Genomic DNA, 23,341 nt, shown 5'->3' on the forward strand with positions numbered 1-23,341 from the left:
ACGGAGGTTTTTAAAGGGTGCGAAATGCGTTGGTGATCGGATAGCGCCGGTCGCGGCCGAAATTGCGGCTGCCCAGTTTGACGCCGGGCGGGGACTGGCGGCGTTTATATTCCGCGACATAGAGCAGCCGTTCGATCCGCGCGACCGTATCACGATCGAACCCGCGCGCGACCAGTTGCTCCACCGATAATTCTTCCTCCACCAGGCCATAGAGGATCGGGTCCAGCACCTCATAGGGGGGCAGGCTGTCATCGTCGCGCTGGTCGGGGCGCAGTTCGGCGCTTGGCGGCTTGGTGATGACCCTTTCGGGCATGACCGGGCCGGCGGGCCCAAAGCCTTCGCCCAGCGTCGGGACATTGTCGTTGCGCCATCGGCAGAGGTCGAACACCGTTGTCTTATAGGCGTCCTTCAACACTGAATAGCCGCCCGCCATGTCGCCATAAATGGTGGCGTAGCCGACCGACATCTCGCTCTTGTTGCCGGTGGTCAGCAGCATGTGGCCGAATTTGTTGGACAGCGCCATCAGCGTCACGCCCCGGATACGCGACTGGATATTTTCCTCTGTCAGGTCGCGCTGGCGACCCGCAAACACCTCGCCCAGCATCGTGTCGAACGCGCCGACTGCCGGTTCGATGGGGATGGTGTCGTACCGCACGCCCAGAAGCCGCGCGCATTCGACGGCATCGTCCAGGCTTTCCTGACTGGTGAAGCGCGACGGCATCATCACGCACCAAACGCGATCGGCCCCCAGCGCATCGACCGCGACCGCGGCGGAGAGCGCCGAATCTATCCCGCCCGACAGGCCCAGCACCACGCCGGGAAAGCGATTGCGGTTCACATAGTCGCGCAGGCCCAGCACCATCGCATTATAAATGTCGGCGGGACGCTCATCCAGAACATGGACCTCGCCGGGCAGGCAGACCCACTGGCCGTCCCATTTCTCCCAATGGGTCAGCACCAGTGCTTCTTCCCAGTCGGGCATTTGCTGGGCGATGCCGAAATCGGCGTTCATCACGAAGGACGCGCCGTCGAACACCAGTTCGTCCTGCCCGCCGACGCGGTTGAGATAGGCCAGCGGCAGGCCGGTTTCGCGCACCCGTGCGCCCGCCACCATGGTCTGGCGGCGGTCATCCTTGTCCACCTCATAGGGGCTTCCATTGGGGCTGATCAAAATCTCCGCCCCTTCCGCTTTCAGATGCGCGGTGACGAAGGGGAACCAGATGTCCTCGCAGATCGGTACGCCGATCTTCACCCCGCGAAAGGCGATCGGCGCGGGCAGCGGGCCGGGCGCGAACAGGCGCTTTTCGTCGAACGTGCCATAATTGGGCAGTTCGCGCTTCTGCCGGATCTGCGTGACTGCGCCGCCTTCCAGCAACGCGACGACGTTGAACAGGACGCCCTGGGCGGCAACCACGGTGCCGACCAGCATCGCCGGGCCGCCATCCGCCGTCGCCTGCGCCAGCCGGTCCAGCTCCTGATTCGCGCGCTCGACCAAAGCGGGTTTCAGCACCAGATCTTCGGGCGGATAGCCGATCAGCTGCAATTCGGGATAGACGATCAGGTCCGCGCCCACGGCCCTGTCCCGCCACGCCAGCATCGCGTCGGCATTGGCGGCAAGGTCGCCCACCGATTGGGTCATCTGGGCAAGGGCGCTCACGAGTTTGTCGGTCATGGTCGGGCCGTTAGAGCATTTTGCCGCCACGCGCAAAAGCGCCTTTCCAGCAGGAACGGACGCGGCTAAAGGGGCGGCGTTTTCACGCAGCGTCATCAATTCGTCACGCCGCCAAATAGCAGGGGAACTTGGCCATGAAGCTCATGACCGGCAATTCCAACAAGCCGCTCGCGGCCGCCATCGCCGATTATATCGAAATTCCCCTGACCGACGCCAGCGTCCGCCGCTTCGCCGATGAGGAAGTGTTCGTGGAAATCCACGAAAATGTCCGGGGTGAGGATGTGTTCGTGATCCAGTCCACCAGCTATCCGACCAACGATAATCTGATGGAATTGCTGATCATGATCGATGCGCTCAAGCGCGCATCGGCCAAGCGTATCACCGCGGTCGTCCCCTATTTCGGCTATGCCCGGCAGGACCGCAAGCCCGGCCCGCGCACGCCCATCAGCGCCAAGCTGGTCGCCAACCTGATTACCAAGGCAGGTGCCGACCGCGTCCTGTCGGTCGATCTGCACGCGGGACAGATCCAGGGTTTCTTCGACATTCCGACCGATAACCTGTTCGGTGCGCCGGTCATGTCGGCCGACATTCAGGCGCGCTTTGGCGATCGCAACATCATGGTCGTGTCGCCCGACGTCGGCGGCGTGGTGCGCGCGCGGGCGCTGGCCAAGCGGCTCGACAATGCCCCGCTTGCCATCGTCGACAAGCGCCGCGAGCGCGCGGGCGAATCGGAAGTTATGAACATCATCGGTGACGTGTCGGGCCGTTTCTGCGTGCTGATCGACGACATCGTCGATTCGGCGGGGACGCTGTGCAACGCGGCGAGCGCATTGAAAGCCGCAGGGGCAGAGGAAGTCGTCGCCTATGTCAGCCATGGCGTGCTGTCGGGCGGCGCGGTCGCGCGGGTCGAGGCGTCGGACCTGCTGGAACTGGTGATCACCGATTCGATCCAGGGGACGGACGCGGTCAACAATGCCGCCCATATCCGCCACCTGCCGATCGCCCCGTTGCTGGGCGAGGCGATCAAGCGGATTGCGGACGAAAGTTCGGTGTCCAGCCTATTCGATTGAGCGGTCTAACCCGCTGGCAGCAGCACCAGCGGCAAGGACAGGATCATGATCAGCGCGGCCACGACGCGCTGGCCGCGTGATATGCCGAGCGGCTTGCCCTGCCAGATCATGGGGCAAGCCAGCACTGCGAGCGCGATCAGCAGGTTGGACAGGGTGGCCGCGCCGCCGACCGGCATGTCCTGCCGCAGCGCAAGCCCTGCGAACAGGCCGACAAAACTCAAAAACCAGCCGATCAGCGCCATGCGCCCGCTCCCGTCATCCAGTCCCCAAGACTAGCGCGACGAGGTTGCCGAAGGCTTAAGCGGCCCAGGGATCGTAGCTGCCGAAGCTCCAGACATTGCCTTCCGGGTCGAGCGCGCTGTATCCGCGCCCCGGATAACCGTCATTATCGTGCGGCTCATCGACCACCACGGCGCCTTCGTTGCGGGCATGAAGGCAATGGGCATCGACATCGGGCACCACGACATAGACGCACCCCGTCACCCCGCCCAGGTCGCGCGCGGTGGACCATGTGTAGAGCGATTCGGCGGCCATGTCCTGCACACTGCCCAGCATCACCATGCCGTCATTCAGCACCAGTTGGGCATGGTGGATGATGCGGGGGTCGGCATCATCGGCATAGACGGCGTGGCGCACGAAACCGAAGGCTTCGCACAGAAAGTCGATAGCGGCGGGGGCATCGGCGTAGCGCAGGCATGGGATAACGGGCGAACCGGGCATTTTTCCCTCCTTCTCCATAGATCCGCAGTCTAGCGCAACGGCCGCGCAGCCGCTAGGCGAAGGGCATGACCACCCGTGATGATCTGGCCTTGGCCAACCACCTTGCCGACGCCGCCGGCGCGGCGATCCGCCCCTTTTTCCGCGCCCGCTATGACATGGAATATAAGGCGGACAAATCGCCGGTGACGCAGGCCGACCGCGCAGCAGAGGCGGCGATTCGAGCGATTTTGGAGAAGGAGCGTCCGGGCGACGGCATCATTGGCGAGGAATATGGATCGGTGCGGGAAGGCGCCGAGCGGGTATGGATACTCGACCCCATCGACGGCACCCGCAGCTTCATCGCCGGGCGGCCGATCTTTGGCACGCTGATCGCGCTGACACAGGGCGGCTGGCCGACGATCGGCGTCATCGACCAGCCGATCGCCAAGGAACGCTGGGCCGGGATGGCGGGGCAGCCGACGACGTTCAATGGCCAGCCGGTTCGCACCCGCGTCTGCCGCGCACTGGAAGGGGCGGGCATTGCGACGACCAGCCCGCACCTCTTCGACGATGGCGATGTGCCTTATTATATGGCGCTGGTCGCGGCGGTTTCCGGTGGATCGCCGCGCCAGGGGCCGGTCTATGGCGGCGATTGCTATAATTACGGTCTGGTCGCGTCCGGCTTCCTCGACATCGTGATCGAATCGGGTCTGCAATCCTATGATTTTGCCGCGCTGGTGCCGGTGGTCGAGGGCGCGGGCGGGTTGATGTGCGACTGGAATGGCGAGCCGCTGACGGCGGACAGCGATGGGCGTGTTCTGGCGCTGGGCGATCCGGCCCGGCTGGAAGATGTGCTGGAAGCGATGGCGGCGGCGACAGACCATCATCATCATTGAAATTCCGCGAATCGCTTGCCTTTCCGTGCATACCCGCCTATGCGCGCCCTTCGCGATTCAGTGGGACCGCCCGGCTAACTAGGGCTGCCGGGGCTGTCTGCAATCGTCGCGCTACGCAAAGGAGACGAAAATGCCCAAGCTCAAGACCAAGAGCGGTGTGAAGAAGCGCTTCAAGTTCACCGCTTCCGGCAAGGTCAAGCACGGCGTCGCTGGCAAGCGTCACCGCCTGATCAGCCACAACGCCAAATATATTCGCCAGAACCGTGGTACTTCCGTGCTGTCCGATGCCGACGTGGCTCACGTCCGCCTCTGGGCACCCTACGGCCTGAAGTAAGGAGTAAGGGACAATGGCACGCGTAAAACGGGGTGTAACCACCCGCGCCAAGCACAAGCGGATTCTGGAACAGGCGAAGGGCTATTATGGCCGTCGCAAGAATACCATCCGCGTCGCCCGTCAGGCGGTCGAAAAGGCCGGCCAGTACGCTTACCGCGATCGCAAGGTCAAGAAGCGCAGCTTCCGTGGCCTGTGGATCCAGCGCATCAACGCGGGTGTTCGCGCTGAAGGCCTGACCTATTCGCAATTCATGCATGGCCTGAAGCTGGCCGGCGTGCAGCTGGACCGCAAGGTTCTGGCCGACATTGCGATGCACGAAGGCGAGGCGTTTAGCGCCATCATCGCCCAGGCCAAGGCTGCGCTGCCCGCAGCATAAGGCCGGTCGGTCGCAAGATCGTCAAAAGGGCGCCGGGGCAGATGCTTCCGGCGCCCTTTTTGTTTGTTGCCAATGCTCCGTTCACCCTGAGCGAAGTCGAAGGGCATCACCGAACGGAGTGAGGTGCCTTCGCTACGCTCAGGCGGGGGCTTCGACAGCTCAGCCCGAACGGATTTGGGGGTAGCTGTAGATCATAAGGACCAACTCGATGTCGCTGCATCTCTGGTGGCTATATGTGACCGCCGTGTTCCTGATCTCCGCCACGCCGGGGCCGAACATGCTGCATGTGATGACGCAGAGCATTGCCCATGGTCCGCGCCGCGCGCTGGCGACCATGGCGGGTCTGATGAGTGCGGTGCTGCTGTGCCTGATCGCGTCGGCGCTGGGGCTTGGGGCGTTGCTCAAGGCTTCGCCGCGCCTGTTCGACGTGCTGCGCTATGCCGGGGTCGCCTATCTGGTCTGGCTGGGGATCAAGGCATGGCGCGCGCCAGTCGGCCTTGCCGCCACCGCCGCGCCCGCACGGTCCCATCATGCGCTTTATGCGACCGGGCTTTTGACCGGATTGTCCAATCCCAAGCTGATCATCTTTGCGGCGGCCCTGTTTCCGCAGTTCATCGACACGGACCGTCCGTTCGGGGTGCAGCTGGCGATCCTGGTGGTCAGTTTCGTGGTGATCGAAAGCTTCTGGTACAGCATTTACGCGCTCGGCGGGGTCAAGCTGGCCCGCTGGCTGGAGCCGGTGAACCGCCAGCGCCTGTTCAACCGGGCGAGCGGCGTGATGTTCGTTGGCTTTGGCGGCGCATTGCTGGGCGCGCGCGCGTAAGCCCTTCTGTATCCAGCGTCATCCCCGCGAATGCGGGGACCCATCTCCGGCGGTGTGAATGAAGCGCGAGATCAGCCCATCGGTGTATATTCTGGCGAGCCGCAGGAACGGCACATTATATACCGGCGTGACGGTCGACCTTGTAAAGCGTCTCTATGAGCATCGAAACGGCTTGATCGACGGCTTCACCAAAGACTACGGCGTGAAACGTCTTGTTTGGTTCGAGCCGCATGACCGTTTGGAAAGTGCCATCCTACGTGAAAAGCGGATCAAGAAATGGAACAGGCAATGGAAGATCGGGCTGATAGAAGCGGAAAATCCCGATTGGGATGATCTGGCATTGGGCTTTGGCTTTGAGCCATTGCCCTCCCTACGCAGCGACTGACCGAAAGGTCGGGAGATGGGTTCCCGCTTTCGCGGGAATGACGAGATGGTGGTGACGAAGATTTATGACAGACATTAGCGCATTGAAAGCCGGGCTGATCGCCGACATTGATGCCGCAGACACGCTGGACGCGGTGGAAGCGCTCCGCGTCGGCGCGCTGGGCAAGAACGGGGTCGTGACCGGGCTGCTCAAGACGCTGGGGGCCATGTCGCCGGACGAGCGGCTGGAAAAGGGGCCGCCGATCCAGGATCTGCGCGAATCCGTGACCGCCGCGATCGTCGCGAAGAAGGCGGCGCTGGAGCAGGCGTCGCTGGATGCGCGTCTGGCGTCGGAAAAGATCGACATGACGCTGCCCGCCGATGTGGGGCCGCAAGGGTCGGTGCATCCGGTTTCGCAGGTGATGGACGAACTGGCGGAAATCTTCGCGGACCTGGGCTTTTCGGTCGCGACCGGACCGGAGATCGAGGACGACTGGCATAATTTCACCGCGCTCAACATTCCTGAGACGCATCCGGCGCGTGCGATGCACGACACATTCTACTTCCCCGACGAGGAAGGCCAGAAACGGATGCTGCTGCGCACCCATACATCGCCGGTGCAGATTCGCACGATGATGACGCAGGAGCCGCCGATCCGCATCATCGCGCCCGGCCGCGTCTATCGCAGCGACAGCGATGCCACCCACACGCCGATGTTCCACCAGATCGAGGGGCTGGTGATCGACAAGGGGATCACCCTCGGCCATCTCAAATGGACGCTGGAGACCTTCCTGAAGGCCTTTTTCGAGCGCGAGGATATCGTGCTGCGGCTGCGCCCCAGCTATTTCCCCTTCACCGAACCCTCTGTCGAGGTCGATGTCGGCTATACACTGGTGAACGGCCAGCGCGTGATTGGCGGCGACGGCGATGCAGCAGATGGCGGCTGGCTGGAGGTGCTGGGCAGCGGCATGGTGAACCGTCGCGTGATCGAGGCATGCGGACTGGACCCTGACGAATGGCAGGGCTTTGCCTTTGGCACCGGGGTCGATCGCCTCGCCATGCTCAAATATGGGATGAACGATTTGCGTGCCTTCTTCGACGGCGACCTGCGCTGGCTCAAACATTATGGTTTTTCGGCGCTGGACGTACCCACGCTGAGCGGAGGAGTGGGCGCATGAAGTTCACACTGAGCTGGCTCTGTCTCTTATACACATCTAGATGTGTATAAGAGACAGGACCTGGGCTTTTCGGTCGCGACCCTGTCTCTTATACACATCTAGATGTGTATAAGAGACAGGGCTCAAGACGCATCTCACGACCGATGCGGACCTGGCCACCATCCTAAAGACGCTCAACGCCATCGGGCTGGAGGTCGACGGTGTCGAAAACCCGGCAGAAAAGCTGGGTGGCTTCAAGATCGCGAAGGTCTTGACCGCCGATCGTCACCCGCAGGCCGATAAATTGCAGGTTCTGACCGTCGATCATGGCGATGGCGCACCGCTTCAGGTCGTGTGCGGCGCGCCCAATGCGCGCGCGGGTCTTGTCGGCGTGTTCGGGATCGAGGGTGCTGTCGTTCCCGCCAATGGCATGGTGCTGAAAAAGACCGCGATCCGGGGCGTCGAATCCAACGGGATGATGTGTTCGACCCGCGAACTGGAGCTGGGTGACGATCATGACGGCATCATCGAACTGGATGCAGCCGCGCCGGTCGGGCAGGTCTATGCCGACTGGGCGGGCCTAAATGATCCGGTCATCGACGTGTCGATCACACCCAACCGGCAGGATTGCATGGGTGTGCGCGGCATCGCGCGCGATTTGGCGGCGGCTGGGCTGGGTACGCTGAACGCCATCATCGTGCCGGATATTGCGGGCGTGGGGCCGGGTCCGGACGTGCGGACCGAAGATATGGAAGGCTGTCCGGCCTTTTTCGCACGCACCGTGCGCGGCGTCACCAACGGCCAGTCGCCCGAATGGATGGCCAAGCGCCTGAAGGCGATCGGGCAGAAGCCGATCAGCACCCTGGTCGACATCACCAACTATATCATGATCGACCTGGGCCGACCGCTGCACGTCTATGATATGGCAAGCCTGAAAGGCGGCCTGGTCGCGCGCAAGGGCAAGGCGGGCGAACAGGTGCTGGCGCTCAACGGCAAGACCTACACCGTCGATGAGACGATGACCGTCATCGCAGACGACGAAGCTGTCCATGACATTGGCGGCATCATGGGCGGCGAACATTCGGGCGCGCAGGACGGCACGACCGACGTGCTGATCGAATGCGCCTATTTCACGCCCGAACGGATCGCGATGACAGGCCAGAAGCTCAGCCTGACATCGGACGCGCGCGGACGGTTCGAGCGCGGCGTTGACCCGGCCTTTCTGGACGATGGCCTGTCGATCGCGACCAGCCTTGTGACGCATCTGTGCGGTGGTACGCCCAGCGAAGCGACCCATGCGGGCGCGCCGCCTGTGACGCCCAAGCTGGTGGATTACCGGCCCGACCAGTGCCTGACGCTGGCGGGCGTCTATGTGGCGGCGGACGAACAGAAGCGCATCCTCGAAAGCCTGGGCTTTGTCGTAAGCGGGCAGGACAATCGCACCGATTATGAGGATGGCGTGCCGGTGACCGTGCCGGGCATCTGGTCGATCACAGTGCCGAGCTGGCGCCGCGACATTGATGGCTGGCCCGACATTGTCGAGGAAGTAGTGCGGATCGTCGGGCTGGAGCATGTGCCATCCACCCCGTTGCCGCGCATGCCGGGCGTCGCCCGCCCGACCGCGACGGCGGAGCAACTGGTCGAGCGCCGCGTACGCCGCTCGGCGGCGGCGCGCGGCCTTGCCGAGGCGATCAACTGGTCCTTCCTGTCGGAAAAGGAAGCCGCTTCCGTGGGCGGGGGGCAGTGGACCCTGGCCAATCCGATCTCGGAAGATTTGAAGGTCATGCGCCCTTCGCTGCTGCCGGGCCTGCTGTCGGCCAGTCGCCGCAACATGGATCGCGGTGCTGCGTCGGTGCGGCTGTTCGAGCTGGGACGGCGCTATTTCAAACAGGGAGAGCGGGCGACCGTTGGCTTCGTGCTGGCGGGCGAAAAGCAACCGCGCAGCTGGCAGGATGGCAAGGCCCAGCCCTTCACCGCCTATGACGCCAAGGCGGACGTCACGGCGCTGCTGGCTGCGGCGGGTGCACCGGTCGCCAACCTCCAGAATTTCGGCGAGGCGTCTGCCGCCTATCATCCCGGTCAGTCAGGCACGCTGCGGCTTGGCCCCAAGGTGGTGCTGGCCGAATATGGCGTGCTGCATCCCGGCCTTGCCAAGCAATTCGGGTTGAGCGGCACGGTGGTCGCGGGTGAAATCTTCCTCGATGCGATACCGGGCAAGCGCAAGTCGGGCTTCATGCGCGCGCCCTATGCGCCACCCGCCTTGCAGGCGGTGAAGCGCGACTTCGCCTTTGTCGTGGCTAACTCGGTCGAGGCCGATGCGCTGGTTCGCGCCGTCAAGGGCGCGGACAAGAAGGCGATTGTGGACGCGCGCCTGTTCGACGTCTTTACCGGGCCGGGCGTGGACGAAGGCAGTAAGTCGCTCGCCATCGAAGTCACGCTCCAGCCGGGCGAGAAGAGCTTTACCCAAGAGGAGCTGGACGCGATCAGCGCGGCCATCGTCAAGGCGGCGCAGAAGCTGGGCGGGGTGCTGCGCGGATAGGATGGAGCGAGGGCGGGTTCAGCCCGCCTTCGCCCGCAGCGCGATCGCCATGCCAGCCACCGCCAGCATGGCGCCGCCAGCTGCCAGCCCCGTCCAGCGATAGCCCTCCAGCAAGGTGGAGATCAGCATCGCGATTACCGGGATGAGGACGCTTGTATATGCCGCGCGACCCGCGCCCATGCGCTGGATCAGGCGGAAATAGAGCGGGAAGGTAATGACCGACCCGACCAGGCCCAGCCAGGCGACGCCCAGCCAATAGCCCGTACGCCATTCGGCCACCGGCGGGCCGACCGTGGCAAGCGCATAGGCGGCGTCCACCGCCGCGCCGATCAGCATTGCCCAGGCTAGCACCGCGATCATCGACAGGCGGCGGGCAATATCCATCCCCTGCATGACATTGGCGGCAGAAGCGCTGAGCAACCCGGCGAGTGCAAAGCCGACCCCCGCCAGCACGTCGCCCGGCGCTATGTCGGCGGTGTGATATTCATGGGTCAGCATCAGGATGATGCCGGTCGTCGCCACCACCGACCCGGCAATGAAGGCGCGACTGACGGGCTGACGGAAAATCAGGAAGGCCAGGATGGAGTTGGGGATGAGCAGCATGGCGTAGATCACCGCGACGACGCCCGACGTCAGGGTAAGTTCGGCACGATAGACGAAGTTGAAATTGAGCACGAACTGCGCCGTGCCCAGTAACGCGGCAAAGGCCACCCCCGCGCCGCCAATCCGCAAGGACACGCCGCGCATCCGGCAAAAAATGGCCATGGCGACCCCCGCCAGCGCGAAGCGGTAGCAGACCGACCAGCTGGGCGGCACGCTGCCAATCTGGTCGCGAATGACGATCCAGGTCGAACTCCAGATCAGCGTGACGAGCGCGAAGGGGACGAGTATGCCGCCTTTCGCAGTCGGTTCAGCCATGGTCGAGTGCCCGCAACGCGGCGACGAGCGGCGCGACGCTGGCGGCGTCCTGCGACCAGTTGGTGACCAGCCGCGCGGCCCCTTCGCCCCAGTCGTAAAAGTCGAAACCCTGCGCCCGCAGCGCCGCTGCATCGGCGCCGGTGAGGCGGATGAACAGTTCATTCGCTTCGACGCGGTGGAGCAGGCGGGCGGGCACGGCCTGCGCCAGTGCCTGCGCCGCGGCATTGGCGGCACGGGCGTTGGCCAGCCACAGGTCGCCTTCGACCATCGCCAAAATCTGCGCGGCAAGATAGCGGCCCTTGGAGAATAGATGCCCCGACCGCTTGCGCCAGCGGGCAGCCTCGGCGGCGCGGGCGTCTGCCTGCGGGCCGAAAAAGAGCAATGCCTCGCCGATCATCCCGCCATTCTTGACGCAGCCAAAGCTGAGCGCGTCGACGCCGGCGCGCCATGTCAGATCGGCGGGCGCGCAGCCCAGATGCGCCACCACATTGGCAAAACGCGCGCCATCCATATGGAAGCCCAGGCCGTGGGTGCGCGCGATGTCGCCCAGCGCTGCGACCTCGTCGGGCGTGTAGGCGCGGCCATATTCGGTGGCGTTGGTGATGCTGATCGCGCGGGCTGGCACCTGATGCACGTCCGGGCGGATCGCCGCCAGCCGCGCGCTGACCATGTCGGGATGAAGTTTCGCGCCCTCGCCGGGCAAAGCCATGAGGCTCGCGCCATGGGTGAAGAATCCGGGCGCGCCGCATTCGTCGACGACGATATGCGCTTCCTCATGGCAGATCACGCCGCCATAGGGCGGGCAGAGCGTCGCCAGCGCGATGCTGTTGGCGGCCGTGCCGGTCGCGATCCACAGCGCCCGGACACGCGTGTCGAACAGGGCCGAGAAAGCGTCATCCAGCCGGGCGCTCCACTGGTCGCCATCATAGCCATGATCGGCCCGGTCGGCAGCGGCTATCGCCGCCATCACCTGCGGGCATAGCGGGGTCGCATTGTCGGAAAAAAAGTGCATGGCCAAGCGATAGCGGGCGGACAGGGGAGCGCCAAGAGGCCAGCATGGCAATACTGGCCTGATGGGTCAGTATAGTTGACGTTGTTTCGCGCGTCTATTTGTGACATAGGCTCGCCCTCCAACCCAAGGAGACAGACTATGGACGTCGAGCAGACATCCCGCTTCACCGTCACGCCAAGCCCCAGGGCTTTGTCGGCGGACGAGCGTGAGCAATTGCTGGCGGACCCCGGTTTCGGGCGTATCTTTACCGATCATATGGTGACGATCCGCTACACCGAAGGGCAGGGCTGGCACAGCCATGCCGTCGGGCCGCGTGAGCCGTTCCAGATCGACCCGGCCTGTGCCGTGCTGCACTATGCGCAGGAAATCTTTGAAGGGATGAAGGCGTATCGGCTGGCGGATGGCAGCATCGCCATGTTCCGCCCGGAGGAAAATGCCCGTCGCTTGGCCGAATCGGCCGAGCGCATGGCGATGCCTGCGTTGCCGCAGGCGGTTTTTCTCGAAGCGGCCGAGGCGCTGGTCAAGATCGATGCCGACTGGATTCCGGACGGCGAAGGCAGCCTCTATCTGCGCCCCTTCCTGTTCGCGAGCGAGAATTTCCTGGGCGTTCGCCCGTCCAACGACTATATTTTCTGCGTCATCGCATCGCCCGCCGGTGCCTATTTCAAGGGCGGCAAGAAGGCCGTGACCCTGTGGGTATCGGAACATTACACCCGCGCTGCGCGGGGCGGCACAGGCGCTGCCAAATGCGGCGGCAACTATGCCGCATCGCTGATCGCGCAGAAGGAAGCGATCGGCCATGGCTGCGATCAGGTCGTGTTCCTGGACGCAGCGGAGCATAAATGGGTCGAGGAACTGGGCGGCATGAACGTCTTTTTCGTCATGGATGACGGATCGATCGTCACCCCCCCGCTCGGCGGCACCATCCTGCCCGGCATCACCCGCAATTCGATCATCACCCTGGCCCGCGCCAAGGGGCATGACGTGCGCGAAGAACCCTACAGTTTTGCTCAGTGGCGCGCCGATGCGGCCAGCGGCAAGCTGCGCGAGGCTTTTGCCTGCGGCACGGCGGCGGTCGTCACGGCGATCGGCACGGTCAAGAGCGTGGATGGCGATTTCACCATCGGCAATGGCGATGGTGGCATCGTCACCGAAACCCTGCGGGCGGAACTGACCGGCATCCAGCGCGGAACGGTCGCCGATCCGGCAGGCTGGGTACGGATGGTTTGATATTTGGACGCATAGTGCTCCCGCGCTGGCGGGAGCACTATGCTATTTGGTTCAGGTCGCTTCCCAATCGTCCCCCAAGCGCCTAGATAGCGGGTCATGGAACGCTTCGACGTCGTGATATTGGGTGGGGGCCTTGTCGGCCTGACCCTTGGCATCGCCCTTTCCGGCCATGGCGTGCGCTGCGCCGTGATCGATCCTGCCGATCCGGTGGACACGACCGCCAATGGCTTTGACGGCCGCGTATCGGCAATCAGTTCGACCAGTTTTGCGATGCTGTCGGCGATCGGCGTCGCGCCGTTTCTGGAAGGGAAGGGTTGCCCGATCGACCGGATCTGGGTCAGCGACGGGCTGGAGCCGGGGGCGCTCGATTTCGTGCCGGATGCCGACGATGGCGTGATGGGGACGATGATCCCCAATCGCGACCTGCGCATTGCGCTGGCGCAGGCGGCGGCCGATGCCGTCCATCTCACCCGCTTCCAGCCCGACCGCGCCATCCATGTCGACCGGAACGGCGATGGCGTGACGCTGACGTTGGCGAGCGGGGCCGTGATCTGTGGCGCGCTGCTGGTCGCGGCGGAGGGGCGCAACAGTCCGACGCGCGAGGCTGCGGGCATCCGCACCACGCGCTGGCAATATAAACATACCGCCATGGTCACGGCGATCGACCATGAAGTGCCGCACGCCAACACGGCCTATGAGATTTTCTATGTCGGCGGCCCATTCGCGCTGCTGCCGATGCTGCCTGGCACGCGATCGGCGATCGTGTGGACCGTGCCCACGCAGCAGGCGCCCGCCATGCTCAAACTGTCCGAGCGCGCCTGGCTGGCCGAAGCGCAGAAGCGGATCGGCGGCTTTCTGGGCGAAATCCGTCTGGCAGGGCCGCGTTCCTCCTATCCTTTGGGCTTCCACCACGCCGCGCGCATTACCGATACGCGGTTGGCGCTGGTCGGCGACAGCGCCCACGCCATCCACCCGATTGCCGGGCAGGGGCTGAACCTGGGCTTCCGTGATGTCGCCGCGCTGGTGGAGGTGCTGGTGGAGGGCAAGAGGCTGGGGCTTGATCCGGGCGACGCGCAATTGCTGGCGCGCTACCAGCGCTGGCGGAGCCTGGATTCGCTGTCGGTCAGCGTGGCGATGGACGGGCTGGTACGGCTGTTCGATGTGCCGGGGCGTTTGCCTGCCTTGGCGCGGCGCGCGGGACTGGCCGCGGTGCAGCGGACGTCGCTGCTCAAGGGGCGCTTCATGGCAGAAGCGCGCGGTCAATCAGGCGCGCTGCCACGGTTGCTGACGGGCGAGATGGTCTAGTCATTCGTTTGGCATGCCCTGCGCTGGTGGCAGGGCAGGGTGATCAGGCCGTTCATCCAGCAATCGTAACCGTCATATCATCCGCCGCAGCACATTGTCCTTCAGCACGACATGATGGCGCAGCGCAGCGGCGACATGGACGATGATCAGCGCTGCCCAGGCAAAACCCATCACCTCATGCCCCTCACGGGACAGACCGACGATCGCGTCGCCCTTGGTCACCGCCAATTTCGGCACGTCGAACAGGAAGAACCAGTTGAGCGGCCGCGTACCCGCCGATGTCATGATCCAGCCGGTCAGCGGGACCAGGATCATGAAGGCGTAAAAGACGCCATGGGTGGCGTGCGCCGCCGCCTTTTCCCAACCCGGCATCGCGCTGGGGAGCGATGGCGGGCGGTGGCCGACGCGCCAGGCCAGTCGCACCAGAGTAAGCGCCAGTACCGTGAGGCCGATCGACTTGTGAACCGGCATCACCGCCCAATCCTTGGGCAGGGCGTCATGCCCGATGCCAAGGACCAGATTGACGATGATCAGGACCGCCAGAATCCAGTGCAGGGCGCGGGCGACGGATGTATAGCGGTCCATGGCAACTCCTTGGGCGGGCGCGTCAACCCTGCCGGTTTGCGACGAGATTGTCGACCACCGACGGATCGGCCAACGTGCTGGTATCGCCAAGCGCCTGGGCCGACACTTCGCCCTCTGCAATCTTGCGCAGGATGCGGCGCATGATCTTCCCCGACCGGGTTTTGGGCAGGCCCGGCGCGAACTGGATGGCGTCCGGCGTGGCGATCGGGCCGATTTCGGATCGGACCCATTTGATCAGCGTCTTGCGCAGCTCGTCGCTTGGCTCGTCATGCGCGTTGAGCGTCACATAGGCGTAGATGCCCTGGCCCTTGATATCATGGGGGAAGCCGACGACGGCGGCTTCGGCAACGCTTTCATGCAGGACCAGCGCGCTTTCAACCTCTGCGGTGCCCATGCGGTGGCCCGACACGTTGATGACGTCGTCCACCCGGCCAGTGATCCAGTAATAGCCGTCCGCATCCCGCCTCGCGCCATCGCCGGTCGTATACTTGCCGGGGAAGGTGGTGAAATAGGTCTGGAAGAAGCGATCATGATCGCCCCACACGGTGCGCATCTGACCCGGCCAGCTTTGCGCGATGACGAGATTGCCTTCGGTCGCGCCCTCCAGCACATGGCCTTCCGCATCGACAATCTGCGGCACCACGCCGGGCATCGGCAGAGTGGCGGAGCCGGGCTTCAGGTCGGTGGCGCCGGGCGTCGGCGCGATCATCGCCGCGCCCGTTTCCGTCTGCCACCATGTGTCGATGATCGGGCAGCGCCCTTCACCGACAACGCTGTGATACCAGCGCCACGCTTCCGGGTTGATCGGCTCGCCCACGGTGCCCAGCAGCCGGAGTGATTTGCGGCTGGTCGAATGGACGAATTCGTCGCCTTCCTTCATCAGCGCGCGCAGCGCCGTGGGGGCGGTGAAGATGGTCTGGACCTGATGCCGGTCGACCTCTTCCCAGATGCGCGCTGGCGTCGGATAGTTGGGCACGCCTTCATACATGAGCGTGGTGGCGCCGTTCGCCAGCGGGCCATAGACGATATAGCTGTGGCCGGTGACCCAACCGATGTCGGCCGCGCACCAGTAAATGTCGCCGGGCCGATAGTCGAAACAGAGTTCGTGCGTCAGGCTCGCCCAGAGCAGATAGCCGCCGGTCGTGTGCAGCACGCCCTTGGGCTTGCCGGTCGATCCCGACGTATAGAGGATGAACAGCGGGTCTTCGGCATTCATCGGTTCGGGCGGGCAATCGGGCGAGACGTTCGCGGCTTCCTCATGCAACCAAAGGTCGCGACCGGGCGTCATGGCCACAGTGCCGCCGGTGGCCTGCACGACCACCACTTTCTTCACACTGGGGCAATCCTTCAGCGCGGCATCGACATTGGCCTTGAGCGGCACCGTCTTGCCCGCGCGACGACCCTCGTCAGCGGTCACGACCAGGGTGGAATCGCAATCGATGATGCGCCCGGCCAGCGCTTCGGGGGAAAAGCCGCCGAACACGACGCTGTGAACCGCGCCGATCCGAGCGCAGGCGAGCAGGGCGAAGGCGGCTTCGGGGATCATCGGCAGATAGAGGGTGATGCGATCGCCCTTCCTGGCGCCAGCGGCTTTGAGCACATTGGCCAGGCGGCACACCTGTTCATGCACCTGTGCATAGCTGTAGCGGCGCGGCTCCGCATCAGGCGAATCGGGTTCCCAGATGATCGCGGTCTGATCGCCGCGCGTCGCCAGATGGCGGTCGATGCAGTTGGCACTGACGTTCAGCACGCCGTCGGCGAACCATTTGACGCCGAAGTCGGCCTCGGCAAAGCTGCTTTCATTGGCGCGGGTCGGCGGCGTGATCCAGTCGAGCCGCTGCGCCCGTTCCAGCCAATAGGCGTCGGCATCGTCAATCGAGCGGGCATAATCGGCAGCGCGCGCGGCCTTATCCATCAGCGCATTCTTGGCCCAATCTTCCGGCACCGGGAAAAAATCATCAGACATCGGGCACCCCTTCCGTAGCGAAACCGTTGTTTGGATGGCCTTCTATCGTCCTGACACGAGGATCGGAAGCGCTGTTCATGCCGTTTATCATCATCCTTTTGGTCGATATGACCGGAGCGCCAGATCGACCGTCTTTCATTTTGCCGCTTTCCCCGGCGCTCCGGCACGCCTAACAGGAATCGCCTATGTGGCTTCTCTATCAATTTCCGCTCTGCCCTTTCTCTCGCAAGGTCCGCCTGCTGCTGGGGGAGAAGGGTGTCGGCTATGATCTGGTACGCGAATCGCCCTGGGAGATGCGCGACGAATTTCTCGATCGGAACCCGGCCGGGACGACGCCGGTGCTGATTGACGAGGCCAAGGGCATCACCCTGATCGACAGCCAGGCGATCTGCGAATATTTCGAGGAAACGGTGGAGAAGTTCCCGCTCATCTCCGGCTCGGCTGCTGGCCGGGCGGAAGTGCGGCGGCTGACCGCCTTTTTCGACCAGAATTTCTATGGCGACGTGGTCGGCCCGCTGCTGCACGAGCGGATGAAGAAAAGGCTGATCGAGCGCGCTCCGCCCGACGCGCGCATCCTGCGCGAGGCCATGAAGCGGGCGAATGTCCATCTGGATTATATGGACTATCTGCTCGACCATCGCAGCTGGATGGGGGGCGGTACGCTCAGTCTGGCGGACATTGCGGCGGCGGCGCACCTGTCGGTCGCGGATTATCTGGGCGGCATCGACTGGCAGGGCCATGAGCCGGTGCGGCGCTGGTATGCAGGTTTCAAATCCCGCCCGTCCTTCCGGCCGCTTCTGTCCGAAAGGATGGAGGTGATTACGCCCCCGCCCCATTATGAAAAGCCGGATTTCTAAGGAACGCCCGACGCGCGCCCCTTTCAGTCCGTCTCTGCCGCCAGATAGACCCGGTTGCGGCCATGTTCCTTGGCCAGATAGAGCGCGCGGTCGGCGGCCTTCAGGGCGCTGCGCGGGTCTTCATAGGCCAGCACGTTGGCAACGCCGGCGGAAAAGCTGACACGTTCCATCCGTTCGCCATTGGTGCGGTTGACCAGGCTGCGGGTGGACAGATCCTCCCGCACGGCATCGACGGCCTCGCATGCTTCGGCAGCGGTCTTGCCGCGGAACAGCATGACGAACTCCTCGCCACCATGGCGGGCGACATGGCAATGGTCGTTGGATACTTTGGCCAGCAGACCAGCGACGAATTTCAGCACCCGATCGCCCGTTTCATGGCCATGCGTGTCGTTGACATGCTTGAAATGGTCGATGTCGCAAAAGGCGACGGACAGCGTCTCGCCATTGTCCTGCGCCAGCTTCACTTCCTCCCGCAGCACGCCTTCAAAGGCGCGGCGGTTGGGCAGGCCGGTCAGATGATCATGTTCGGCCGCGCGGCGGGCATTTTCTAGGCTGGATTTGAGCGCCTGCGTCTGCTTCTGATTTTCGCGTAGCTGGGTTTCGACCAGTCGCGTCTTTTCCACCATCGACCGGGTCAGCCCGACAAGGCGCGCCAGTACGGGTTCGGCATCACCGCCCTCGGCCAGACCCTTGGCCTGCTCCTGCAATGCGGCGCCATAATCCTTGGCCGAATTGCGCGATTCGTGCATCAGGCCGGTAAACTGGGTCAGATTTTCCTCGACCTTGTCCAGCATCGTGGCGAGCGAATCGGGCGTGACTTCATCCGGGTTCTGACTGGCCGCGACCGATTCGATCCAGCCGTTGGTGATCTTGCCGCGCTCCATCAGCACTGCCTTGATCGCCTTTTCCACGCCGATATTCGCGCCGGTCAGATAATCGAGCGCCACGCTGAAATTGATGGGCGTCAGGTCCAGATCATGGGCGAACAGGAAGTCGCCAATCTCTTCATAAAGGCGGCGGCGGCGCGTCACTTCGCGGTTCGCGGCGGACCCCGCGCGGGGGCGCTGATCTTCCGCGCCACCCTCGTCGTCATCGGCCTTGCCCGACAGGCCTTTCGCCCATCGCGCCAAGCGGTCGGTCAGCCCATGTTGCGGGCTAGCGGAAGGTGAAGTTGCCCCGTTCATGAGGGCTATAACGGCGGTCGCGGATTAAGGTTAAGAGCCAGGACAGATAAAAATTCGCTCGGCGTCCCATCAGATATCGGCGGCGATCAACCAGTCGCGGAAGATTCGCACGGCGCGGGTCTGAAGCGCGCGGGGGCGACAGACGAAATAATAGCGATAGGGGCTCTCGACGCGGATCGGAAACAGGCGGACCAGCCGGTTGTCGGCGGCTTCCTTGAAATGGCTGGCGTGCATGAAGGCGACGCCAAGCCCCTGTGCTGCCGCTTCCAGCATCAACTGTCCTGAATCATAATTGTCCGTCGCCAGCGGTTGCAGGTCGGGCAGGCCGACCGCTTCCTTCCAGGCATCGAACGCCAACGGCATGTCGCGGTGGAGCAGCACGGTATGCTGCGCCAGTTCCCCCGGCGACGTCAGCGCATGGGGCGATTCGAGCAGAGATCGCGCGCCGATGACATAGACTTCGTCATGGTCCAGTTCATGCGCATAGAGCGCGGCGTCGATATCCTTGGCCAGCACGATCGCCGCGTCCAGCCCTTCACCCAGCCGGGCGACGGCATGGGGCGTGGTTTCGATGTCGATGTGCAATTGCGGGTGCAGCGCGCGCAGCGCACCCAGATGGGGAAACAGCCTTTGGGTTGCGAACAGGGGCATGACCGCCAGTCGAAGCCGCAACTGGTTGCCGCCGCTCTGGATATTTTCCAGCGCCTGCGCAAGGGAATCTAGGGCTGGCGCAATATCGTCCAGCAGCCTCTGCCCCTCGGCATTGATCTCAAGCGCCTGATGCTTGCGGTCGAACAGGGGGCGGCCGATGAAGCGCTCCAGCGCCTGAACGCGGCGGCTGAGCGCTGGAGTCGAGAGCGCGAGTTCTTCCGCCGCAGCCTTGACCGAGCCAAGGCGCGCAACCTGAACAAAGGCCTCCAGGGCCGTAAGGGGCGGCAATCTGCGCATCTGTCTTCACTAATCCGAAGCCGGTGCGCTGCGTCGCATCATGTCTTTTTGTCGATCGCAGCGGCAGCCGGTTTCAAGCATCCTGTCCACACTCAGCAGGAAAATCTCCAAAATGGCAAGATGCATTTTCTGCAACTCCCCTTTTCTTTTCGCACTTGCAATAAATTCTGCCGCGGTGCACATAGGGGGTGCCTTTCAGGCATCCTCTCCTAAAACTTTCCGGGCTGGCCTTTGGGCCGGCCCTTTTTTTGTGCGCAGGGCTTCGCCGCCTGCCCCTTTTCCTTGGCCGCGTCGTTTCCTATTTCGTGATTGAGCGACAAGGAGGGGTCCGCAATGGCGGAAGATGACGTAACGGGACGGCGGATTCAGGTTGCCAATGCGCGGCCCGAAGATGCCGGACGCGGGCTGGCGCGGCTGCCACTGGCGGTTATGGCGCAGCTGAGCCTGGCTGAAGGCGATGTGATCGAGATCATTGGCAAGCGATCGACCGCTGCGCGGGTAGTGCGCCCCTATAAGGAAGATGAAGGGCTGGACGTGCTGCGCCTGGACGGGTTGCAACGGGCCAATGCCGGTGTCGGCTCCGGCGATTTCGTCCATATCGACAAGCTGGAGTCCCGCGCAGCCCAGCGTGTCGTGTTCGCGCCTGCACAAAATAATCTGCGGCTTCAGGGGCATCCCGAAGCGTTGAAGCGGGTTTTCTTTCAGCGTCCCCTGACCGCAGGCGATGTCGTCGCGACGGCGGGGCAGCAGCAGGTGCCACCCGGCGACATGCCGCCCCAGTTGCGGCAGATGCTGGCCGCGCCGGCTTACGCCCTGCAGGAAATCCGGCTCGTCGTCGTATCGACCATACCCAAGGGCATCGTTCATATCGACGCGGAGACCGAGGTCGAGCTGCGCCCGGAATATGAGGAACCCAAGGAAGCGCGCCGTGCTGACGTCACCTATGACGATGTTGGTGGCATGGCCGATACGATCGACCAGTTGCGCGAAATGGTCGAATTGCCGTTGCGCTATCCCGAACTGTTCCAGCGTCTGGGCGTCGATCCGCCGCGCGGGGTGATGCTCCATGGCCCGCCGGGTACGGGCAAGACCCGGCTGGCGCGCGCGGTTGCCAATGAATCGGAAGCCGAATTCTTCTTGATCAACGGGCCGGAAATCGTCGGGTCTGCCTATGGCGAATCGGAAAAGCAGCTGCGCGAGGTTTTCGAGGCGGCGTCGAAGGCTGCGCCGTCGATTCTGTTCATCGACGAGATTGATTCGATCGCGCCGAAACGGGGGCAAGTGACCGGCGAGACCGAAAAGCGGCTGGTCGCGCAACTCCTGACGCTGATGGACGGGCTGGAGGCACGCACCAATCTGGTCGTGATCGCGGCGACCAACCGTCCCGAAGCGATTGACGAGGCGTTGCGGCGTCCCGGCCGGTTCGACCGGGAAATCGTCGTCGGCGTGCCCGACGAGCGTGGGCGGCGCGAGATATTGGGCATCCATACGCGCGGGATGCCGCTGGGCGATACGGTCGACCTGTCGGAACTGGCACGTATGACCTACGGCTTCGTCGGCGCGGATCTGGCCGCGCTGACTCGCGAGGCGGCGATCGAGACGGTGCGACGGTTCATGCCGCGCCTCAATCTGGAGGACGGCACGATCCCGCCTGACGTGCTGGAGGAATTGTCGGTCACCCGCGACGATTTCATGGCCGCGATCAAGCGCGTCCAGCCATCGGCCATGCGCGAAGTGATGGTGCAGGCGCCCAATATCGGCTGGTCCGACATTGGCGGGCTGGATGACGCGCAGATGCGGCTGAAGGAAGGGGTGGAACTGCCGCTGAAAGACCCCGATGCCTTCCGCCGCATCGGCATTCGTCCGGCCAAGGGCTTCCTTCTCTACGGCCCGCCCGGCACGGGCAAGACCCTGCTGGCCAAGGCTGTGGCACGGGAGGCGCAGGCCAATTTCATCGCCACCAAATCGAGCGACCTTCTGTCCAAATGGTATGGCGAGAGCGAGCAGCAGATTGCCCGGCTGTTTGCCCGCGCACGACAGGTGGCGCCGACCGTCATCTTCATTGACGAGCTGGACAGCCTGGTCCCCGCGCGGGGCAATGGCATGGGCGAACCGCAAGTGACCGAGCGGGTGGTCAATACCATCCTGGCCGAAATGGACGGGCTGGAAGAATTGCAGTCGGTGGTGGTCATCGGCGCGACCAACCGGCCCACGCTGGTCGATCCGGCGCTGCTGCGGCCGGGGCGGTTTGACGAACTCATCTATGTGCCGGTCCCCGATCGGGCGGGCCGTCAGCGCATCCTGTCGATCCATACCGGCAAGATGCCGCTGGGCGATGATGTCGATCTGGCTTCACTGGCGGCACGGACCGAACGCTTCACTGGCGCTGATCTGGAGGATCTGGCGCGACGGGCCGGCCTGTTCGCGCTGCGCCAGTCCCTGTCGGTCGACAAGGTGACGATGGCCCATTTCGAAGCGGCGCTGGAGGAAACGCGCGCATCGGTGACGCCGGAAATGGAGCATGAATATGAAAAGATCCAGGCGACACTGAAGCAGAAGGCGTTGCAGGTCGACCCGATCGGCTTCGTTTCCCCCGGCATGTTGCGAGGGGCGAGTTGAAGGGACAAGCAGGCGGCGAGGGAAACCATATGCCGCCTGCGCGTTCCTTGTCATGTAAATGCAAAGCGGCTTGCCAGTCGCACTGATATTTGCGACGCCCGACCACGATCATAGACAGACGGATAGTGATGGCCTCCATTCCCTTGAAAAAGAAAAATATTCCGGGCGGCAAACCAGGTGCTGGCCGGTTTCTCCAGCAATGGGGCATGTTTTTCCGCCAGTTCGTCAGGCATCCCGGCATGATCGGATCGATCATTCCTTCCTCTGCGACGCTGGTGGACCGGATGCTGGATCAGGTCGATTGGCACAATACGCGGCTGTTCGTGGAATATGGGCCGGGGGTAGGCACCTTCACGCAGGCGATACTTGATCGGTTGCACCCCGACGCGACCCTGTTGGCGATTGACCTCAATCTGGATTTCGTCGCCTATCTGGAGGCGCAATTCGACGATCCGAGGCTGAAGGTCGTGCATGGGTCGGCTGCCGACGTGCGGCGCTTTATCCGGCAAGCGGGTCATGTCCAGGCGGACTATATATTGTCCGGTATCCCCTTTTCGACATTGCCCGACACGGTGGGCGCGTCCATCTGTGCTGAAACACGCACCGCATTGCGGCCGGGCGGCGCTTTCCTGGTCTATCAATATTCACGCTATGTTCGCCGTCTGCTGGACCCGTTATTCGCGCATGTCCGTGAAGGACGGGAATGGCGCAATATTCCGCCTTGCTGGATGTTCTGCGCCATGCGGGAAGAAGCGTTGGCGCAAGCGGCTTGATCTGGGTTAATCCAG

23 protein-coding genes are annotated in these 23,341 nt (G+C 63.7%); 13 read left to right on the forward strand and 10 right to left on the reverse strand.

Annotated features, from left to right (window positions below):
- Window positions 1-10 precede the first annotated feature (10 nt).
- On the reverse strand, window positions 11-1,672 hold the full coding sequence (locus tag FE851_RS01100; protein ID WP_145199119.1) for an NAD+ synthase: 1,662 nt from the start codon (window positions 1,670-1,672) through the stop codon (window positions 11-13).
- Between the two features lie 134 nt (window positions 1,673-1,806).
- Here FE851_RS01100 and FE851_RS01105 point away from each other — a divergent pair, with 134 nt between their 5' ends.
- Window positions 1,807-2,742 (forward strand): ribose-phosphate pyrophosphokinase, encoded by a 936-nt coding sequence (locus FE851_RS01105; RefSeq protein ID WP_006952279.1) that lies wholly within the window; start codon window positions 1,807-1,809, stop codon window positions 2,740-2,742.
- A gap of 5 nt (window positions 2,743-2,747) precedes the next feature.
- Here FE851_RS01105 and FE851_RS01110 read toward each other — a convergent pair whose 3' ends face one another.
- Both FE851_RS01110 and FE851_RS01115 read right to left on the reverse strand, forming a co-directional pair.
- On the reverse strand, window positions 2,748-2,984 hold the full coding sequence (locus tag FE851_RS01110) for a hypothetical protein (protein ID WP_017184252.1): 237 nt from the start codon (window positions 2,982-2,984) through the stop codon (window positions 2,748-2,750).
- A gap of 55 nt (window positions 2,985-3,039) precedes the next feature.
- On the reverse strand, window positions 3,040-3,462 hold the full coding sequence (locus FE851_RS01115; RefSeq protein ID WP_145199121.1) for a VOC family protein: 423 nt from the start codon (window positions 3,460-3,462) through the stop codon (window positions 3,040-3,042).
- 65 nt (window positions 3,463-3,527) lie between these two features.
- Between FE851_RS01115 and FE851_RS01120 the strand changes: the two genes are divergently transcribed.
- From FE851_RS01120 to pheT, 7 genes are all read left to right on the forward strand, one after another.
- Window positions 3,528-4,337 (forward strand): inositol monophosphatase family protein, encoded by an 810-nt coding sequence (locus FE851_RS01120; RefSeq protein ID WP_130753769.1) that lies wholly within the window; start codon window positions 3,528-3,530, stop codon window positions 4,335-4,337.
- 130 nt (window positions 4,338-4,467) lie between these two features.
- Complete coding sequence (gene rpmI / locus FE851_RS01125) at window positions 4,468-4,671, forward strand: 50S ribosomal protein L35 (protein ID WP_004208916.1); 204 nt, start codon at window positions 4,468-4,470, stop codon at window positions 4,669-4,671.
- 13 nt (window positions 4,672-4,684) lie between these two features.
- Window positions 4,685-5,047: a 50S ribosomal protein L20 gene (rplT, locus tag FE851_RS01130; RefSeq protein ID WP_017184255.1), complete on the forward strand. Its 363-nt coding sequence runs from the start codon at window positions 4,685-4,687 to the stop codon at window positions 5,045-5,047.
- Window positions 5,048-5,255: 208 nt separating this feature from the next.
- Window positions 5,256-5,870: a LysE family translocator gene (locus tag FE851_RS01135; RefSeq protein ID WP_017184256.1), complete on the forward strand. Its 615-nt coding sequence runs from the start codon at window positions 5,256-5,258 to the stop codon at window positions 5,868-5,870.
- A 58-nt stretch (window positions 5,871-5,928) separates the two neighbouring features.
- Window positions 5,929-6,255 carry a GIY-YIG nuclease family protein gene (locus FE851_RS01140; RefSeq protein WP_019052278.1) on the forward strand — a complete coding sequence of 109 codons (327 nt, stop codon included), beginning with the start codon at window positions 5,929-5,931 and terminating at the stop codon, window positions 6,253-6,255.
- Between the two features lie 64 nt (window positions 6,256-6,319).
- Window positions 6,320-7,411: a phenylalanine--tRNA ligase subunit alpha gene (gene pheS / locus FE851_RS01145; protein WP_145199124.1), complete on the forward strand. Its 1,092-nt coding sequence runs from the start codon at window positions 6,320-6,322 to the stop codon at window positions 7,409-7,411.
- 151 nt (window positions 7,412-7,562) lie between these two features.
- The gene (pheT, locus tag FE851_RS01150) at window positions 7,563-9,929 is read left to right on the forward strand and encodes a phenylalanine--tRNA ligase subunit beta (protein WP_145199127.1); all 2,367 of its coding nucleotides are present in this window, start codon (window positions 7,563-7,565) and stop codon (window positions 9,927-9,929) included.
- 18 nt (window positions 9,930-9,947) lie between these two features.
- Here the strand turns inward: pheT and FE851_RS01155 are convergent, their stop codons facing one another.
- Together FE851_RS01155 and FE851_RS01160 are read right to left on the reverse strand one after the other, a co-directional pair.
- Window positions 9,948-10,847, reverse strand: coding sequence for a DMT family transporter (locus tag FE851_RS01155; RefSeq protein WP_145199130.1), 900 nt, complete (start codon window positions 10,845-10,847; stop codon window positions 9,948-9,950).
- Window positions 10,840-11,859, reverse strand: coding sequence for a threonine aldolase family protein (locus FE851_RS01160; protein WP_145199134.1), 1,020 nt, complete (start codon window positions 11,857-11,859; stop codon window positions 10,840-10,842). Before FE851_RS01160 ends, FE851_RS01155 begins: the two co-directional genes overlap by 8 nt.
- Before the next feature lie 138 nt (window positions 11,860-11,997).
- Here FE851_RS01160 and FE851_RS01165 point away from each other — a divergent pair, with 138 nt between their 5' ends.
- Together FE851_RS01165 and FE851_RS01170 are read left to right on the forward strand one after the other, a co-directional pair.
- Window positions 11,998-13,089, forward strand: a complete 1,092-nt coding sequence (locus FE851_RS01165; protein ID WP_145199137.1) for a branched-chain amino acid aminotransferase — start codon at window positions 11,998-12,000, stop codon at window positions 13,087-13,089.
- Between the two features lie 96 nt (window positions 13,090-13,185).
- Window positions 13,186-14,394 carry an FAD-dependent monooxygenase gene (locus FE851_RS01170; protein WP_145199140.1) on the forward strand — a complete coding sequence of 403 codons (1,209 nt, stop codon included), beginning with the start codon at window positions 13,186-13,188 and terminating at the stop codon, window positions 14,392-14,394.
- A gap of 72 nt (window positions 14,395-14,466) precedes the next feature.
- On the opposite strand, the gene FE851_RS01175 is transcribed toward FE851_RS01170, so the two are convergent.
- Both FE851_RS01175 and acs read right to left on the reverse strand, forming a co-directional pair.
- A complete protein-coding gene (locus tag FE851_RS01175; protein ID WP_145199143.1) occupies window positions 14,467-14,979 on the reverse strand; it encodes a cytochrome b in 513 nt (170 codons plus the stop codon).
- Window positions 14,980-15,001: 22 nt separating this feature from the next.
- Window positions 15,002-16,945, reverse strand: coding sequence for an acetate--CoA ligase (acs, locus tag FE851_RS01180; protein WP_145199146.1), 1,944 nt, complete (start codon window positions 16,943-16,945; stop codon window positions 15,002-15,004).
- 185 nt (window positions 16,946-17,130) lie between these two features.
- Here acs and FE851_RS01185 point away from each other — a divergent pair, with 185 nt between their 5' ends.
- Window positions 17,131-17,802, forward strand: a complete 672-nt coding sequence (locus FE851_RS01185; protein ID WP_017184265.1) for a glutathione S-transferase family protein — start codon at window positions 17,131-17,133, stop codon at window positions 17,800-17,802.
- A gap of 23 nt (window positions 17,803-17,825) precedes the next feature.
- Here FE851_RS01185 and FE851_RS01190 read toward each other — a convergent pair whose 3' ends face one another.
- The 3 genes from FE851_RS01190 to FE851_RS25950 all read right to left on the reverse strand — a co-directional run bounded on the left by FE851_RS01190 (window position 17,826) and on the right by FE851_RS25950 (window position 20,117).
- A complete protein-coding gene (locus tag FE851_RS01190) occupies window positions 17,826-18,986 on the reverse strand; it encodes a sensor domain-containing diguanylate cyclase (RefSeq protein WP_107124365.1) in 1,161 nt (386 codons plus the stop codon).
- A 69-nt stretch (window positions 18,987-19,055) separates the two neighbouring features.
- Window positions 19,056-19,934 (reverse strand): LysR substrate-binding domain-containing protein, encoded by an 879-nt coding sequence (locus FE851_RS01195; RefSeq protein WP_017184267.1) that lies wholly within the window; start codon window positions 19,932-19,934, stop codon window positions 19,056-19,058.
- Window positions 19,935-19,943: 9 nt separating this feature from the next.
- Window positions 19,944-20,117 carry a hypothetical protein gene (locus tag FE851_RS25950; RefSeq protein WP_165418778.1) on the reverse strand — a complete coding sequence of 58 codons (174 nt, stop codon included), beginning with the start codon at window positions 20,115-20,117 and terminating at the stop codon, window positions 19,944-19,946.
- A 150-nt stretch (window positions 20,118-20,267) separates the two neighbouring features.
- Here FE851_RS25950 and FE851_RS01200 point away from each other — a divergent pair, with 150 nt between their 5' ends.
- Both FE851_RS01200 and FE851_RS01205 read left to right on the forward strand, forming a co-directional pair.
- Window positions 20,268-22,553 carry a CDC48 family AAA ATPase gene (locus FE851_RS01200; protein ID WP_019052289.1) on the forward strand — a complete coding sequence of 762 codons (2,286 nt, stop codon included), beginning with the start codon at window positions 20,268-20,270 and terminating at the stop codon, window positions 22,551-22,553.
- A gap of 128 nt (window positions 22,554-22,681) precedes the next feature.
- Window positions 22,682-23,326 carry a class I SAM-dependent methyltransferase gene (locus FE851_RS01205; protein WP_145199150.1) on the forward strand — a complete coding sequence of 215 codons (645 nt, stop codon included), beginning with the start codon at window positions 22,682-22,684 and terminating at the stop codon, window positions 23,324-23,326.
- The last annotated feature ends 15 nt before the right edge of the window (window positions 23,327-23,341 follow it).

This window comes from Sphingobium sp. B2 (genome assembly GCF_007693735.1).
Classification (GTDB): domain Bacteria; phylum Pseudomonadota; class Alphaproteobacteria; order Sphingomonadales; family Sphingomonadaceae; genus Sphingobium; species Sphingobium xenophagum.

Coding starts and splice junctions, on each gene's coding strand:
- rplT (WP_017184255.1), top strand. CDS start 4,685: ATGGCACGCGTAAAACGGGGTGTAACCACCCGCGCCAAGCACAAGCGG.
- FE851_RS01100 (WP_145199119.1), bottom strand. CDS start 1,672: ATGACCGACAAACTCGTGAGCGCCCTTGCCCAGATGACCCAATCGGTG.
- rpmI (WP_004208916.1), top strand. CDS start 4,468: ATGCCCAAGCTCAAGACCAAGAGCGGTGTGAAGAAGCGCTTCAAGTTC.
- FE851_RS01105 (WP_006952279.1), top strand. CDS start 1,807: ATGAAGCTCATGACCGGCAATTCCAACAAGCCGCTCGCGGCCGCCATC.
- FE851_RS01135 (WP_017184256.1), top strand. CDS start 5,256: ATGTCGCTGCATCTCTGGTGGCTATATGTGACCGCCGTGTTCCTGATC.
- FE851_RS01165 (WP_145199137.1), top strand. CDS start 11,998: ATGGACGTCGAGCAGACATCCCGCTTCACCGTCACGCCAAGCCCCAGG.
- FE851_RS01115 (WP_145199121.1), bottom strand. CDS start 3,462: ATGCCCGGTTCGCCCGTTATCCCATGCCTGCGCTACGCCGATGCCCCC.
- FE851_RS25950 (WP_165418778.1), bottom strand. CDS start 20,117: ATGTGCACCGCGGCAGAATTTATTGCAAGTGCGAAAAGAAAAGGGGAG.
- FE851_RS01160 (WP_145199134.1), bottom strand. CDS start 11,859: ATGCACTTTTTTTCCGACAATGCGACCCCGCTATGCCCGCAGGTGATG.
- FE851_RS01155 (WP_145199130.1), bottom strand. CDS start 10,847: ATGGCTGAACCGACTGCGAAAGGCGGCATACTCGTCCCCTTCGCGCTC.
- FE851_RS01195 (WP_017184267.1), bottom strand. CDS start 19,934: ATGCGCAGATTGCCGCCCCTTACGGCCCTGGAGGCCTTTGTTCAGGTT.
- FE851_RS01185 (WP_017184265.1), top strand. CDS start 17,131: ATGTGGCTTCTCTATCAATTTCCGCTCTGCCCTTTCTCTCGCAAGGTC.
- FE851_RS01110 (WP_017184252.1), bottom strand. CDS start 2,984: ATGGCGCTGATCGGCTGGTTTTTGAGTTTTGTCGGCCTGTTCGCAGGG.
- FE851_RS01170 (WP_145199140.1), top strand. CDS start 13,186: ATGGAACGCTTCGACGTCGTGATATTGGGTGGGGGCCTTGTCGGCCTG.
- acs (WP_145199146.1), bottom strand. CDS start 16,945: ATGTCTGATGATTTTTTCCCGGTGCCGGAAGATTGGGCCAAGAATGCG.
- FE851_RS01120 (WP_130753769.1), top strand. CDS start 3,528: ATGACCACCCGTGATGATCTGGCCTTGGCCAACCACCTTGCCGACGCC.
- FE851_RS01175 (WP_145199143.1), bottom strand. CDS start 14,979: ATGGACCGCTATACATCCGTCGCCCGCGCCCTGCACTGGATTCTGGCG.
- FE851_RS01200 (WP_019052289.1), top strand. CDS start 20,268: ATGGCGGAAGATGACGTAACGGGACGGCGGATTCAGGTTGCCAATGCG.
- FE851_RS01190 (WP_107124365.1), bottom strand. CDS start 18,986: ATGAACGGGGCAACTTCACCTTCCGCTAGCCCGCAACATGGGCTGACC.
- pheS (WP_145199124.1), top strand. CDS start 6,320: ATGACAGACATTAGCGCATTGAAAGCCGGGCTGATCGCCGACATTGAT.
- FE851_RS01140 (WP_019052278.1), top strand. CDS start 5,929: ATGAAGCGCGAGATCAGCCCATCGGTGTATATTCTGGCGAGCCGCAGG.
- FE851_RS01205 (WP_145199150.1), top strand. CDS start 22,682: ATGGCCTCCATTCCCTTGAAAAAGAAAAATATTCCGGGCGGCAAACCA.